This window comes from Corynebacterium sp. CCUG 69979 (assembly GCF_024454095.1).
GTDB lineage: Bacteria > Actinomycetota > Actinomycetes > Mycobacteriales > Mycobacteriaceae > Corynebacterium > Corynebacterium genitalium.
On record NZ_JAGPZA010000004.1, the window covers coordinates 1 to 13,919 of the forward strand.

The following is a 13,919-nucleotide window of genomic DNA, read 5'->3' on the forward strand; positions in this document are numbered from 1 at the left end:
CTTTGGTGACACAGTAGTCATTATCGGTGAAACTCCCTCTCAATCAGAGCCTCACACACAAACATCCTGACACCCTCCCCTGACCCGGATGCCGACAAGCCCGCTCCGCAGTCCATCGTCCGGTTCGGCCGGTCACGCAAAGGCAAACGCACCTTTAGCGCCACCGGTGATGACCGCGATATCGCCGCCCTTGAGCACGCTCTGCGGAAAAACCTCGACGCGGATCGTCCTGAAGGTCCGCAGATGCACGAAGCCTTCCACGACCTGCTGCACAAAGAGGGAGCTGTCGCCGCGTCGGTGCCGCGCCCGTTGGTGCAGATCCCGCTTCCGGACTATGTGAAGATCCTCGCCGGTACAGGTGACGAGACCATCCTGGGTCTATCTGATGGCACCACCATGACCGGTGCGGAGTACTTGACCCACCACCACTCGAAAGACTTGGAGGTGGCGTTGTTTCATCCGCAGGCGGGTGCGGTGAACCTGTACAGCACCAAACGCTTCGCCAACACCAAGCAGCGGGATTTGGCGCGGGCGACGTTGACGACGTGTCCTATGCCGGATTGCCGGCATGCTGCGGATAATTGGGAGGTTCACCACATCACCCCGTGGGCGAGCGGCGGGCCCACCAATATGGACAACTTGGCGGTGTTGTGTAGGTATCACAACCGGACCAACGACGACGGCCCCCACCGGAACCATCGGGGTCGAATACGGATGCGCGGCGGGACCCCGGTGTGGGTCTCACCGCGCGGAACACCGGTACCGAACACCACACACCAGTTTGGTGCGATGCACCTCCTGTTCGGGAAATAGCGAAACAGCCGAAGAGCACACACCGGGGCGAAGCATGCCCTGCGGCCGAAGAGGCGCGCGCCTAGGCGTCCCGATTTTTGTATCGTTCCGCGAGGCGTTCGATGAGTTCATCGGTGAGCTTGGCGTCGGACAAAACGATGTCCAGCATGTCCGCATGCATTGCTTCGGTCTCGGCGGGGTCGGGTTCCGTCGTTTCCCCGTCGTAGGAGTCGCCGGCGAGGTCGACACCGATGCCCTCGAAGAGGTTCTCCTCTTCAGTGGGGGTCTCGACTCCAGCGGCGGCAAGTGTTTCAGCATCGATGGCGGGGAACTGGTTGGTGAATTCGGTGAGAAACTCGTCGGCGTCGCTGCGGGCCTCGGCTGGGTGCTTACCCTTGCGGATCTCCGCCTCGATGCGCCGCTGCAAGGCTTTCTCCATCTGGCGGTGGCGCCAGGCACGCACGCTTTTGGGCTCCAGTCCGCGGGCTACGGCGCGGGAGCGGTCTTCGGCCTTCCGGGCAAGCGACGCCACTTGCGTTGCTGTGGCAGTCACGGTGGCGTTTACCGGCGCGAAGTCCGGATCTTGGCTGACCCGCCAGTTGCCGTAGTAACCGAAGAGGAACAGCGTGAAACTCGCGACCGGTCCCAGCACCATCGATATGGCCAGGTAGCCGGTGGCGTTACCGATCAACACGATCACCGCGCAGGCCACCGCCGGAATCACGGCTGGCTGGTTCCCGCCGAACACGGCTGGCTCGCGACCGGTGACGACGTCGCGGATCATGCTGCCGCCAGTGGCGGTGAACACACCCATCATGATGGTGGGCAGAAGCGGTAGCCCGTACTGGATGGCCTTGGACGCACCGGTGGCGGCCCACAACGCAGAAACGAGGGCGTCGCCGTGCGACTGGAGGAACTCCCACGCACGGCCCTTGAAGTATGTGAACCGGGAGATCAGCGCTCCGGTGAACGCCAGGATCAGGTATTCAGGCTGGCTCATGGCGGCGACGGTGCCTTGGTTGATGAGGACGTCGCGAAGCATGCCGCCGCCCAGCGCCGAAAGCATGGCGATGAACAGAAACCCCACGATGTCATAACCGAGCTGACGCGCGAGGGTGCCGCCGATGATTCCCATCAGGAGAACGCCGGAGACGTCCATCCATTGGTAGATAGAGCTGATGAGCGGGTCGACCTGGTCCACGGGCATACCTGGTGATTGTAGAGCTAGCCCCACTAAAAAGGCATGTCAGGTGCGCTGACGGCTCCGGGGCATAGAACCCAACCTGGCAGTTACGCGACGTATTTCTTGGTCTCGGCGAGCCAGGTATCCAGTTCGCCGGCATTTTCCCACAGGTCGTAGAGCTCGGAGCTACCCGGCCGCAGGGCCTGGCTCGCGCGACGGCGAATCCAGCGGCGGTCGTCGAGGGTGAACGGGAAGCGAAGCGCGGGTGCGAGAGCTTCGGAGGGCACGTGCCCGTTCAGCACGGCGGCTAAAGCGATGACGGATTCAGCTTCGTCGGTGCCGAGCGGTCCGCGGCCGCAGTCGAAACGGAACTGGTCCATGCAGAAGGAGCCGTCAGCAAGCGCTGCGACGGCGTCCACTGCCGGGTCGTTGTCGAACGGCCCGATGTCCCACGTTCCCATGGCCGGTCACCTTAGGCAACGTAGGTGAATGGGACGTAGCGTGGCCTTGAACGTTGTTCGACTAATGGGCGAAACTTCAGGCCCTCAAGCGCGCGATCAGCTGGTCGACCTGCGGTTTAAGAGCGTCCAGGTCGCCGTTGTTGTCGATGAGGATGTCGGCGGCGGCGTTGCGGGCGGCGTCGTCAAGCTGCTGCGCGATGCGGGCGCGGGCGTCGGCTTCATCGAGGCCGCGCGACAAGACGAGCCGCCGCACGCGTTCCTCGGCGTCAACGTCGACGACGACAGTGAGGTCCATGTCGCGGTGCATGCCGAGGTCGACGAGCAACGGCATGTCGTACACGACGGCCGGTTCGCCGGCAGCTTCCGCCTCCGCGAACCGACGCTCGGACTCCGTACGGATCGCCGGGTGGGTGATCGAGTTCAGCTTTTCAGTTGCCCGCTTATCGACGAACGCCCTTCCCGCCAATGTCCCCCTATCCAGCGTCCCGTCCTCACGGATGATGTCCGCGCCGAATTCCGCCGCGACGCGGTCGAGGACGGGTGAGCCCGGTTCCATGATCTCCCGGGCGATCTGGTCGGCGTCGACCACCGCGAAGCCTTCCTCTTCGAGCATCTTCGCCACAGTGGATTTGCCGCTGCCGATTCCGCCGGTGAGTCCGATCTTTTTCATGTGCTTCCGCCTTCCCGTTGGCTGGCTTGTTAGATACTCGTTTAGTCGATGTCGCTTAGCGGATCTCGCCGCAGAAGTCCCAGAACATTGCCGCGGCTGCGACGAGATTCGCGCGGAATTTCGCAGGCTGCTCAGCGGTGCTGGTGTTCCAGGAGACGCAGAATTCGGCGTCGTTAGGAAGCGGGGTATACGAGATGCCGAAGCCTTCCGGCAGGGTCGGCGCGAAGCAGTAGCGCACGATCTGGTCGGCGCCACCGATGGAGGTCGTCGACAGGAAGTCGCGACGCGCGGCCGTGGCGGCGCGGTCGGTGAAGAAAACGTCGGAGTCGTCGATGCTGGCCATCATCTGGATGTGGCGGTCGAACCCATTGCCGGACTTGCAGCGCTTCACCCACCCGCGGTGGGCGTCGAGGGCGGAGGTGAGGTCGTGGGGGGTAGCGGTGCCGTCGATAAGCTTTTCTGCGAACAAGACCGCTTCGGGCGTGGCGGCGCGCAGGCACTCGGTGCGGCCGGCGCGGAATTCGCGCATATCGACGGCCTCGTACACCGCGCGCACATGCCCGTACGTGAGCTGCTGGGCGATGTGCATGGTGATCTGTGCCGACGCGTCGCGGCTGATCTTGAACGGCAGCTCCGCCGGGATGGTGTGAGGGACCGTGATGATGTCCGCCGCCAGCTTCCCGGCAGCTTTCCGGACATCGTCCAGGCGCGCGGAAATCGTCTGCTGTGTCGCGTCGTCGAGGCCCCATGCGAGCTCTTCCGGTGCTGCGTTCGCGTCGGCCGCGTCGGTCGTGTCGGTCGCGTCGGTCAGCTCCGCGTCCTGCATGCGGCTGATCGCGGTAACGAGGGTCGCGCCGTCCTGGCACGAGTGCTCGACATGCACGGCAGCCCAGTCGCTGTTGAGGCTGATTTGGTAGCTCAATGGCTTGTATACCCAGGCGCCGCGCGGGGCGAAGGTGGCCTCACGGATGCGCTCGGTGTCGCTTGTCGCGGGGGCATCGGCCGCGACTTCCTGGATGTCAATAGTGAACAGCATGTCGCTGAGGCGCTCGTAGGTGGCGCGGTTGCTGCCCTTGTCGAGGATCATCGGCAGAAGGTCGGCGAGAATGCCGGAGCCGAGCAGCGACGGGGCGTTGAAGTCCTGGGCGGCCTCGCCAGGTTGCGCCGCGAGTTCCAGCACCGTGGCGAGACCGTCGCGCAGGGCACCGGCGGACAGGGGAGCGCCTTCGGCGTTACTGACAGGTAGCGCGAAAAGTCGGCCGTCGACGAACACGCCGATCTCGCGGTTCGCGGCGCCGAGCTGTGTCGCGATGATCCTGTCTTCCCCCTCCTCCGGATGCCTGATACCGCCTGCGTAGACGAACCACTGGTTCATGGTGATGCGGTTGCCACGGGCATCGACATCCTCGGGCAGGGCGTCAGCTGCAGCGGCGAGGTGGACGGCAGCGGCACGGCGGATGAATTCGACGGCGCGGTCCAGGTCGGCAGGGTTGGTGGCCGCAGCACCGGCTGCGGTAGGGCCACCGGACACAGGGAAGGCGATCTGGAACCCCACATTTGACGCCAGGGTCAAGGGGGAGCGGGTGGAGAGGTAGGAGGAATACCATTCGTCGTTAAGCCAATTGGTGCCCGCTGCTTCGCGCTGGGCCGCGCGTTCCCGCAGCTGCGCGTCGAGGCGTGGACCGGCTCCCGTGCGGAAGCTTTCGACGACCTCCCGCGCATGCTCCAGTTCGCTGCCGTCGAGGACCGCTTCGAGGGCGTGGCTGTACGCGTCGAGCGTGCCGTCGAGCGGCGGGACGGGCAACGGCTTGAGGTCTGTCGTTGCGGGGTGGGAAGTGGGGTGTGCCACGGCGTTGTCCTCCTGTTTTCGCCTGCGGATATACACACCTCACACTACCCACGGGGCGCAGTGGCTAGAGCGACGGGATATTCGTTAGCAAGCTGCGCGTGTAGTCGTGGAGCGGGTTGTCGAGAACGTCGTCGACAGGACCGTCGTCGACGATGACGCCCTTGTTGAGCACAGCGACGCGTGTGGCGATGTGCCGGGCGAGCGCGATGTTGTGCGTGACAAACAGCAGCGATAGGCCACGCTCGTAGCGGAGTTCGGCGAGCAGCTGCAGGATCGATGCTTGGACTGACACGTCGAGGGCCGAGGTGATCTCGTCGCACACGAGGACCGACGGCGCGTTGACGAGCGCGCGGCCGATCGCGGCGCGTTGGCGCTCGCCGCCGGACAGGTCGCCGGGACGGCGGTCGTAGAAGCTGCGGTCGAGCTGCACGGCTTCGAGGGTCTCCTCGACGATGGCGCGTTGCTCGTCGCGGGACAGTTCGCCCGCCATGATAAGCGGCACGCTCATCGATTCACCGATGGTGCGCCGCGGGTTCAGCGATGAGAACGGCGATTGGAAGATGTACTGCACGTCCTTGCGGTGCTCGAGGGTGCGGTCGCGGCTGGAGTGCGCGAGGTCTTTGCCGCGCAGCAGCACGTCGCCGGTGTAGCCGGGGTTGAGGCCGGCGATCGAGCGGGCGAGGGTGGTCTTGCCGGAGCCGGATTCGCCGAGGAGTAGCGTGGATTCGCCGGCTTCGATGGCGAGGTTGATGCCGTGCAGGACCTTGTTGTCGCCGTACGCCATTCCGAGATCGCGGACTTGGAGAAGCGGCGTTTCAGCGGACGCCGCGGGGTCGCCGTGGACCTCGGCCCAGGAGTTGGTCCAGCGGTCGTTGCCCGCGATGTCCTTTTCACCTTCCAGGTCGGGGATGGCGCCGAGGAGCTTGCGGGTGTAGGCGTGCTTCGGGTTGTACAGGACGGCGTTGTAGGGGCCTTCCTCGACGATGTCGCCGCGGAGCATGACGATGACGCGGTCGACGAGCTCGCCGACGACAGCCAGGTCGTGGGTGATGTAGAGCGAGGCGACGTCGTTCTTCATCGTCATGGTGCGGATCGTTTTCAGGACGTGGTTCTGGGTGGTCACGTCGAGGCCGGTGGTCGGCTCGTCGAGGATGAGCACGTCGGGGTACATGGCGAACGCCATGGCGATGCCGACGCGCTGCTGCTGCCCTCCGGAGAGCTGGTGCGGCCAGCGTGCCAGGTATTCGTCGGTGTCGGGCAGATCGACGTCGCGCATGACTTCGCGGACGCGTTCGGCGCGCTCGGACGAGCTGGAGCCGTACCCGTGGATGTCGAGGACCTCGCGGATCTGGTCGCCAATGCGCATCGCCGGGTTGAGGCTGAGCGCGGGGTCCTGCGGGATATAGGCAACGCGGGAGCCGCGCATGTCGCGCACGTCGTCTTCGCTAAGCGAGAGGACATCGGTGGTTTTGTCGTCGCGGGAGTAGAGCGTGACGGATCCGTCTGTGATGGTCAGGCCGGTGCGCACGTGGCCGAGCGCTGCAAGTCCGGCGGTGGTCTTACCGGAACCGGATTCGCCGACGAGGCCGACAATTTCGCCGCGGTAGAGGTCGATGTCGACGCCGTGGAGGATCTCGGTGCCGCTGTAGGTCGCCATCCGCAGGTCGCGGATGCGCAGCACGAGCGTGTCGTCGTTGCGTACAGGGGGTACGTAGTCGCCTTCGCCGCCAGTCGAGGACCACAGCGAGTCTCTTCCGCTTATCGACGACTTCTTCGGCCCCTTGCCGTCCGCATTAATCGAGGTGGTCATGCGTTCTCCTTCGGGGCAGCCTGGGTGGTGCGGCTGCGGGTGTCTTCGTTGATGATGGGGGCGACCTTGTCCTGGCGGTCGCTCGGGATAGTGGTGCCGGTGCGCTTGATGGGGGTGGCGGTGGAGGCGGTGGCGCGGGCGGTGGCGTCGGCAAGCATGTTGGTGCCGATGGTGAGCACCGCAATGGCGATGACCGGCAGAACCACGCCCCACGGCTGGATGGACAGCGCGATGCGGTTCTCATTGATCATCAGGCCCCAGTCAGCGGCCGGCGGCTGGATGCCCAGGCCCAGGAAGGACAGGGACGCAATGGAACCGATGGAGTAGGTCAGGCGCAGCCCGGCCTCGACGGACAGCGGGCCGGTGATATTCGGCAGGATCTCCTGGGTGAGGATCTTCCAGTGCGGCACCGAGTACATCTGGGCGGCGCGGATGTAGTCCTCGTTGGTGACCGACTGGGTGGCCGAGCGCGCCACGCGGGCGATGCGCGGTGCGTGGGTCAGGCCGATGACGAGCACCAGGACGGTCGCGGAGGGGCCGAAAATCACGATGGCGAGCATCGCGAAGAACAGCTGTGGGAAGGCCAGGAGAACATCGTTGATGCGCATGATCACAGCGTCGGTTACACCGCCGGTGTAGCCGGCGATCATGCCGAGCACCGTGCCGACGACCATGCCCAGCACCGTCGCCAAAAATGCCGTGATGAGCAGGATCAGTCCGCCGCCGATGAAGCGGGAGGCGACGGAGCGGCCGAGGTTGTCGGTGCCGAAGATGCCGTCGGAGGTGAACGGGAGGCCGAGGAACTCGGTGGTGGAGTAGCCGGTGAGCTGCTCGGTGAAGAAATAACCGATCAACGCGATCAGGAGCACTAGACCGGTGAGGATCATGCCGACCTTGCCCTCCGGCTGCGCCCAGATGCGCTTGAGCAGCGGGTCGGGTTTGGACAGGGAGGCTTTCAGCTCGTCGCCGGTCCTGACATCGGAGGGGGCGCCGGTAGCGCTGTTAGCGGCGCTGCTTTCGGTGTGCGCGGCAGCCGGCTCGGTCGCGGCGGCCTTGTCAGCCTTGAGCGACTCTACGGACTCGGCGCCAGTATTGTGCGGCTGGGTCATTAGTTGCTCCTTAGCTTGGGGTTGGCCATGATGCCGATGACATCGGCAAGCAGGTTGACAACGACGTAGACGGCGGCGATCAGGAGGGTGACCGCCTGCACGACCTGGACGTCTCGGTAGTTGACGGCGTCGATCATGGCGACGCCGAGGCCCGGGTAGCGGAACAGGTACTCGACCACGACAATGCCGCCGGCGAGCCATGCCAGCTGGATCGCGACGACCTGGGCGATGGGGCCGATAGCGTGGGGGAGCGCGTGGCGGAAGATGACGCGGCGCTCAGGCACGCCTTTGAGACGGGCCATTTCGACATACCCCGAGTCGAGGGTCTCGATCATCGTGGCGCGGGTCATGCGAGCGATGTACGGGCTGACGACCAGCGCGAGGGTCAACGTCGGCAGCACGAGCTGCGACGGGTACGACCAGACAGAGGCGCCCGGCTGCGACATCGTCACCGCGGGCAGCACCTGGAAGACCGAGGTTGCGAAAACCGTGACCAGCAAAATACCGATGACGAATTCCGGCATCGCGGCGAGGATCAGGGTGACCCAAGTGATGGCCTGGTCGCGGCGGAAGCCACGCCACCACGCCGCATAGATGCCGACGAGAATGCCCAGCGGAATCGCGATTAACGCCGCCAAAACCATCAAGACCAAAGAGTTGACCAGCGGTTCACCGAGCAGCTCGGACACCGGGCCGCCGGTGGTGGTGGAGGTGCCGAAGTCGCCCGTCAACACGCCGCCGAGCCACAGGAAGTAGCGTTCGACGGGGTTTTTGTCCAGGTTCATTTCGGCCTGGAGCGCGGCGATGCGCTCCGGGGTAGCCTGCTGGCCCAGGATGGCGCGGGCGGGGTCGCCCGGCAGGAGCAGTGTGGCGCAGAAAATGATGACGGACACTGCCAAAAGAATGAAGATGCTCAAGCCGAGTCGGCGAGCGATGAGTTTGCCCATTGTCTATGCCTCCGCAATCCACATGTCGTAGAACAACGCCTGGGACAGTGCAACGCCACTTGGGTGGGGGCGCGCTCCGACCACGTAGTTGTGGTACGCGTCCACCTGGTTGGGGAAGCCCCAGATGATGTATCCGCCGCGGTCGTAGAATTCGCGCTGGAGCTCTTTGATCTTCTTGCTGCGCTCGCGGTCGTCGACAATGCCGCGTGCGGCTTCGACGCGGGCGGTGAATTCGTCGTCGACCCAGTGCGTCTCGTTGAACGGTGCCTCCTCGGTGGCGCAGCGGTTGACCTGCTCGAGGAAGTTTCGCGTGTAGTAGAAGGTCTGGGAGAACGGGTAGGACAGGTAGTTTCCGTCGGCCCAGAAGGTGGTGGAGTCGACTTGGTCGATCTTCACGCGGATGCCGGCATCGCGGACCTGCTCCGTGAACACCTGAGCGGCGCGGACAGCACCGGAGGCGATTTCGGAGGTGGCAAGGGTGACGTCGATGCCGTCGGGGTAGCCGGCGTCGGCAAGCAATTTCTTTGCTTCTTCGATGTTCTGCTCGCGCTGGGGGAATTCGTGCGGGTACGCCGGGTCGTAGAGGGCGAACATGTCGTTGCCGACCTGGCCCTCGCCGGAGAAGACTTGGTCGACCATGCCGGGGCGCGCGCAGGCCAGGCGCATAGCTTGGCGGACGCGCTCGTCGTCGAAAGGTTCGTGGTCGACGCGCATGGTGAAGGGGAGCCACATGCCGGTTTCAGAACTGACGACGTGCATGCGCGGGTCAGACTCGATGACGCGGACCAGTGCGTGGTTGAGCGCTCCGATGCCGTCGACCTGGGAGGACAAAAGCGCGTTGAGCATCGCGTCCTCCTGGTAGAAATCGACGACCTCGACGCGGTCCAGGTTGGCGGGGCCGAGGAAGTAATGCTCGTTGCGCTCCATGACAGTCTCCCGGCCGGCGGAGAAGCTGACCAGTTTGAAGGGGCCAGCACCGATCGGATTCTCCGGGTCGTAGTCTTCGGGGACGATGCCCATTTGGTACTCGGCGAGCGCATCGGTCAAGGTCGCGTCGGGCCGCGACAAGGAGATCGTCAGCGTGCGGTCGTCGACGACGTTCATGGCTTCGATGTGCGCGATGGACCCTGCGCCGTTCTTCGGGTCGTCCGGATCGGCGACGCGCTCGTAGGTGGCAATCACGTCCTCCGGGCGCACCGGGCGGCCGTCGGAGAATTTCACGCCTTCACGCAGACGGATGGTCCACTCGGTCGCGTCTTCATTCGGCTCGAGGCTCTCGGCGAGACGGTTTTCCAGCTCGTATTCGTAGCCGCGGCGTACGAGGGGCTCGTACAGATTGACCACGCGGGCGGCGTCGCTGGCACTGGCGGGAATGTGCGCGTCCACGGTGTCGGCGGTGGAGCCGCCCACGAGTCCGACGCGCAGGGTGCCACCCTTGCGCGGCGGGCCCGACGTATCGATATTTTCAGCAGGCATCGTTGGCGAGCATGCCGCGAGGGCAGTCGCCGAACCAGCGACTGCCGCGGTGCCCAGCAACTGCCGGCGCGAAAGTTCAACCATGTTTATGTGTTCTCCTTCACGAAGACAGCGTCCGCTGTCATCCACGTATTCAGATATGCCGTCACAGCGTCCGCCGCGTCCGTTGCCGACAGTGCGCCGATGAGCATTTGCACACCGAGACCGTCGATCGTCGCCGTGACAGCGCTCATCATGTCCTCGGGTGCGGAGGCGGTGAATTGGCCGGAGGCCATCCCTTCGAGCACGATGGCGCGCAGCTGCTGGTCCCAGCGGCTGTACGCCACGGCAGTCGCCTCCTTCGCGTCCGCGAACATCGGCGACGACGCCCAGAATTGAGCCCACGTCGTCCACTCCCGGGTGGCTTCCGCGGAACCGTCGAGCTGCACGTGCGCAAAGCGCACCAAACGTCGTGCAGGATCGCTTATCGACGTCACCGCCTCCCGTCTTCCCGCCGCCTGCTCCGAACACAAGTCGAGAGTGGCGAGGAAGATGTCGTTTTTCGAGTGGAAGTAGTAGTGGACAGCTGAGCTGGACATTCCTGCTTCCCGGGCGATGTCGGCCACCTTGACCGCCTCGTAGCCGTTCGACGTGAACAGCGGCCATGCGGCCGCGGCGATTGCGCGGCGCCGGGCGGCCCAATCTGCTTCGCGCGGGCGGGCGGCCGGTGCGTGGCCGGTGGCCGTTGTGGACAGCGGCCTCAGACTGTCCACGGTGACGCCGGTGATCTCCGCCAAACGCTGCAGCTCGGTGGCGCTGAAGCGCCGTACGCCTGAGAGCGACTTGGACAGTTTGCTGGCGTCGATCCCCAAATGGGTGGCCACATCCGCGTGCCTCAAACCCGCCGCGGTGATCGCGGCGCGAGCTGCAGTGTTCGGATGTGTCTGGGCCATGGGCACAACCTTATGTGCAGCTGAGAGGCAATCGCAACAATTTGACTTAGGCGCGAAGGGAATCGCAACTGGCGCGGGGCGTCGATAAGCGAATCGCGGAACTGACCTAGACTGGTGTGCATGGCTTTTGCTGCTGAGCACCCCGTTTTATCGCACTCCGAATTCCGCCCTGTGGGGGAGGTGGAGCGCACCGAGAAACTCTTCAAGGTCGAGTCCGAGTTCGAGCCGTCCGGCGACCAACCGACCGCGATCGCAGAGCTGGACCGCAGGCTGCGCGACGGCGATCCGGATGTGGTGCTCATGGGTGCGACGGGCACCGGCAAGTCGGCGACCGCGGCGTGGCTGATCGAGCAGCAGCAGCGCCCGACGCTCGTGATGGCGCCGAATAAGACGCTCGCCGCCCAGCTGGCCACGGAGCTGCGCGAACTGCTGCCGAATAACGCGGTCGAGTACTTCGTGTCGTATTACGACTACTACCAGCCGGAGGCGTACATCGCGCAGACGGACACCTACATTGAGAAGGATTCGTCGATCAACGACGATGTCGAGCGCCTCCGCCACTCTGCGACGTCGGCCCTGTTGTCCCGCCGCGATGTGGTGGTGGTGTCTTCGGTGTCCTGCATCTATGGCCTGGGTACGCCGCAGTCCTACTTGGACCGTTCTTTGCTTCTTCGGGTCGGTGAAGAAGTGGAGCGCGACCGGTTCTTGCGTTTGCTTGTGGACGTCCAGTACGAACGCAACGACGTGGACTTCAAGCGCGGGACATTCCGCGTGAAAGGTGACACGGTGGACATCATCCCCGCCTACGAGGAAGTTGCCGTGCGCGTGGAGTTCTTCGGCGACGAAGTCGATTCGCTCTACTACATTCACCCGCTCACCGGTGACGTTCTGCAGCAGCGCGAGGAGCTGCGCATTTTCCCGGCAACGCATTACGTAGCTACCGAGGACCGGATGGAGAAAGCAATTGAGGCGATCAAGCTGGAACTCGCCGACCGCCTCGAAGAGCTAGAAAGCCGCGGGAAACTGCTCGAAGCGCAGCGCCTGCGCATGCGTACCGAATACGATCTCGAGATGATTCAGCAGGTCGGGTTCTGCTCTGGCATTGAGAACTACTCGCGGCATATTGACGGCCGTGGTCCTGGATCCGCTCCCGCCACCCTTATCGACTACTTCCCGGAAGACTTCCTCACCATCATCGACGAGTCTCACGTCACCGTGCCCCAGATCGGCGGCATGTACGAGGGCGACATGTCGCGCAAGCGCAACCTCGTCGAGTTCGGCTTCCGTCTGCCGTCCGCGGTGGACAACCGTCCGCTGACGTTCGACGAGTTCGAGGACCGTGTCGGCCAGACCGTGTACATGTCTGCGACCCCGGGCGACTACGAGCTGGAGGCGGCCGGCGGCGAGTTCGTTGAGCAGGTGATTCGTCCGACGGGCCTGGTCGACCCGAAGGTAACGGTCAAGCCCACCAAGGGCCAGATCGACGACCTGATCCACGAGATCCGCGAGCGAACTGAGAAGGATGAGCGCGTCCTGGTGACCACCTTGACCAAGCGCATGGCTGAGGATCTCACTGATTACTTCCTGGATAACGGCATCCAGGTCCGCTACCTGCACTCGGACATTGACACCCTGCAGCGTGTGGAGTTGCTCCGCCAGCTGCGGCTTGGCGAGTTCGACGTTCTCGTGGGTATCAACCTGCTCCGCGAGGGTCTCGACCTGCCGGAGGTCTCTCTCGTGGCAATTCTCGACGCCGACAAAGAAGGCTTCCTGCGCTCGACGAAGTCGCTCATTCAGACCATTGGCCGCGCAGCCCGCAACGTCTCCGGCGAGGTCATCATGTACGCCGATGACATCACTGAGTCAATGCAGGAAGCCATCGACGAGACGGAGCGACGCCGCACCAAGCAGATCGCGTACAACAAAGAGCACGGCATCGATCCGCAACCGCTGCGCAAGAAGATTGCCGACATCCTCGACGAGGTTTACGAGCGCGCCGAGGACGATACGTATGGCGACGGTGCGAAGCGCGGCAGCAGCGGGGAAGAGGCGATGATCGAAGGCCGTGACACATCGTCGATGGCTTCGGACGAGATTGAGAAGCTCATCGCGGACCTGACAACGCAGATGACCGCAGCTGCTCGGGAGCTGAAATTCGAGCTCGCTGGCCGCCTGCGCGATGAGATTGCGGACTTGCGCAAGGAGCTACGCGGGGTCAAAGAAGCCGGTATATAGTGGCCACCATGAGCAAGAACTACAACACCGTTGTTGTTGGCACAGACGGGTCGAAGTCCTCGATGCTGGCTGTTGAGCGTGCCGCGGAACTCGCGGCTGCGTTCGATGCCACGCTGGTCATCGGTTGCGCCTACTACGAGTCAGAAGCAGATGTTTCCACTGCGCTGCGTCAGGACTCGAACACGATTCTGGGCGATGAGACCGCACGCGAGAATCTTGCCAAGGCCGCTGAGCACGCGTCAGCTACCGGTGTGAAGGACGTGCAGACCACGGTTCGCCCGGGTACCCCGGTCGAGGCGTTGATGAGCATCGTCAACGATTACTCTGCAGAGCTGCTCGTCGTGGGTAACCGCGGCATCAACTCTCTGACCGGCCGCCTGCTCGGTTCCGTGCCGGCTGACGTCGCGCGCCAGTCTGACTGCGACGTCATGATCGTCCACACTGTTTCTTAAGCG

General features: G+C 64.2%; 12 protein-coding genes. 3 read left to right on the forward strand and 9 right to left on the reverse strand.

Translation table 11 applies throughout. From position 1 onward, the window contains the following. Window positions 1–243 precede the first annotated feature (243 nt). The gene (locus KBX18_RS03655; RefSeq protein ID WP_255994853.1) at window positions 244–813 is read left to right on the forward strand and encodes an HNH endonuclease signature motif containing protein; all 570 of its coding nucleotides are present in this window, start codon (window positions 244–246) and stop codon (window positions 811–813) included. A 61-nt stretch (window positions 814–874) separates the two neighbouring features. On the opposite strand, the gene KBX18_RS03660 is transcribed toward KBX18_RS03655, so the two are convergent. The 9 genes from KBX18_RS03660 to KBX18_RS03700 all read right to left on the reverse strand — a co-directional run bounded on the left by KBX18_RS03660 (window position 875) and on the right by KBX18_RS03700 (window position 11,229). Beyond that, entirely contained in the window at window positions 875–1,999 is a 1,125-nt protein-coding gene (locus KBX18_RS03660; protein WP_255994854.1) for a trimeric intracellular cation channel family protein, read from the reverse strand. An 83-nt stretch (window positions 2,000–2,082) separates the two neighbouring features. After that, window positions 2,083–2,436 (reverse strand): DUF4259 domain-containing protein, encoded by a 354-nt coding sequence (locus KBX18_RS03665; RefSeq protein ID WP_255994855.1) that lies wholly within the window; start codon window positions 2,434–2,436, stop codon window positions 2,083–2,085. A gap of 76 nt (window positions 2,437–2,512) precedes the next feature. Next, window positions 2,513–3,106: a dephospho-CoA kinase gene (gene coaE / locus KBX18_RS03670; protein ID WP_255994856.1), complete on the reverse strand. Its 594-nt coding sequence runs from the start codon at window positions 3,104–3,106 to the stop codon at window positions 2,513–2,515. 55 nt (window positions 3,107–3,161) lie between these two features. Next, complete coding sequence (locus KBX18_RS03675; RefSeq protein ID WP_255994857.1) at window positions 3,162–4,955, reverse strand: choline/carnitine O-acyltransferase; 1,794 nt, start codon at window positions 4,953–4,955, stop codon at window positions 3,162–3,164. 64 nt (window positions 4,956–5,019) lie between these two features. Then, on the reverse strand, window positions 5,020–6,765 hold the full coding sequence (locus KBX18_RS03680; protein WP_255994858.1) for an ABC transporter ATP-binding protein: 1,746 nt from the start codon (window positions 6,763–6,765) through the stop codon (window positions 5,020–5,022). After that, the gene (locus KBX18_RS03685) at window positions 6,762–7,874 is read right to left on the reverse strand and encodes an ABC transporter permease (RefSeq protein ID WP_255994859.1); all 1,113 of its coding nucleotides are present in this window, start codon (window positions 7,872–7,874) and stop codon (window positions 6,762–6,764) included. The genes KBX18_RS03680 and KBX18_RS03685 overlap by 4 nt, the downstream gene beginning before the upstream one ends. Then, window positions 7,874–8,821 carry an ABC transporter permease gene (locus KBX18_RS03690; RefSeq protein ID WP_005290312.1) on the reverse strand — a complete coding sequence of 316 codons (948 nt, stop codon included), beginning with the start codon at window positions 8,819–8,821 and terminating at the stop codon, window positions 7,874–7,876. Before KBX18_RS03690 ends, KBX18_RS03685 begins: the two co-directional genes overlap by 1 nt. 3 nt (window positions 8,822–8,824) lie before the next feature. Further along, window positions 8,825–10,381 (reverse strand): ABC transporter substrate-binding protein, encoded by a 1,557-nt coding sequence (locus tag KBX18_RS03695; RefSeq protein ID WP_255994860.1) that lies wholly within the window; start codon window positions 10,379–10,381, stop codon window positions 8,825–8,827. 2 nt (window positions 10,382–10,383) lie between these two features. Beyond that, window positions 10,384–11,229, reverse strand: coding sequence for a TetR family transcriptional regulator C-terminal domain-containing protein (locus KBX18_RS03700; protein WP_255994861.1), 846 nt, complete (start codon window positions 11,227–11,229; stop codon window positions 10,384–10,386). Window positions 11,230–11,349: 120 nt separating this feature from the next. Here KBX18_RS03700 and uvrB point away from each other — a divergent pair, with 120 nt between their 5' ends. Further along, on the forward strand, window positions 11,350–13,464 hold the full coding sequence (gene uvrB, locus KBX18_RS03705) for an excinuclease ABC subunit UvrB (protein WP_255994862.1): 2,115 nt from the start codon (window positions 11,350–11,352) through the stop codon (window positions 13,462–13,464). 8 nt (window positions 13,465–13,472) lie between these two features. Further along, a complete protein-coding gene (locus KBX18_RS03710; protein ID WP_040424470.1) occupies window positions 13,473–13,916 on the forward strand; it encodes a universal stress protein in 444 nt (147 codons plus the stop codon). Window positions 13,917–13,919 lie beyond the last annotated feature (3 nt).

Bases quoted from the DNA above. Each gene is read 5' to 3' on its own strand.
- KBX18_RS03655 (WP_255994853.1), top strand. From the start codon at position 244: ATGCACGAAGCCTTCCACGACCTGCTGCACAAAGAGGGAGCTGTCGCC.
- coaE (WP_255994856.1), bottom strand. From the start codon at position 3,106: ATGAAAAAGATCGGACTCACCGGCGGAATCGGCAGCGGCAAATCCACT.
- KBX18_RS03700 (WP_255994861.1), bottom strand. From the start codon at position 11,229: ATGGCCCAGACACATCCGAACACTGCAGCTCGCGCCGCGATCACCGCG.
- KBX18_RS03690 (WP_005290312.1), bottom strand. From the start codon at position 8,821: ATGGGCAAACTCATCGCTCGCCGACTCGGCTTGAGCATCTTCATTCTT.
- KBX18_RS03665 (WP_255994855.1), bottom strand. From the start codon at position 2,436: ATGGGAACGTGGGACATCGGGCCGTTCGACAACGACCCGGCAGTGGAC.
- KBX18_RS03685 (WP_255994859.1), bottom strand. From the start codon at position 7,874: ATGACCCAGCCGCACAATACTGGCGCCGAGTCCGTAGAGTCGCTCAAG.
- uvrB (WP_255994862.1), top strand. From the start codon at position 11,350: ATGGCTTTTGCTGCTGAGCACCCCGTTTTATCGCACTCCGAATTCCGC.
- KBX18_RS03710 (WP_040424470.1), top strand. From the start codon at position 13,473: ATGAGCAAGAACTACAACACCGTTGTTGTTGGCACAGACGGGTCGAAG.
- KBX18_RS03660 (WP_255994854.1), bottom strand. From the start codon at position 1,999: ATGCCCGTGGACCAGGTCGACCCGCTCATCAGCTCTATCTACCAATGG.
- KBX18_RS03695 (WP_255994860.1), bottom strand. From the start codon at position 10,381: ATGGTTGAACTTTCGCGCCGGCAGTTGCTGGGCACCGCGGCAGTCGCT.
- KBX18_RS03680 (WP_255994858.1), bottom strand. From the start codon at position 6,765: ATGACCACCTCGATTAATGCGGACGGCAAGGGGCCGAAGAAGTCGTCG.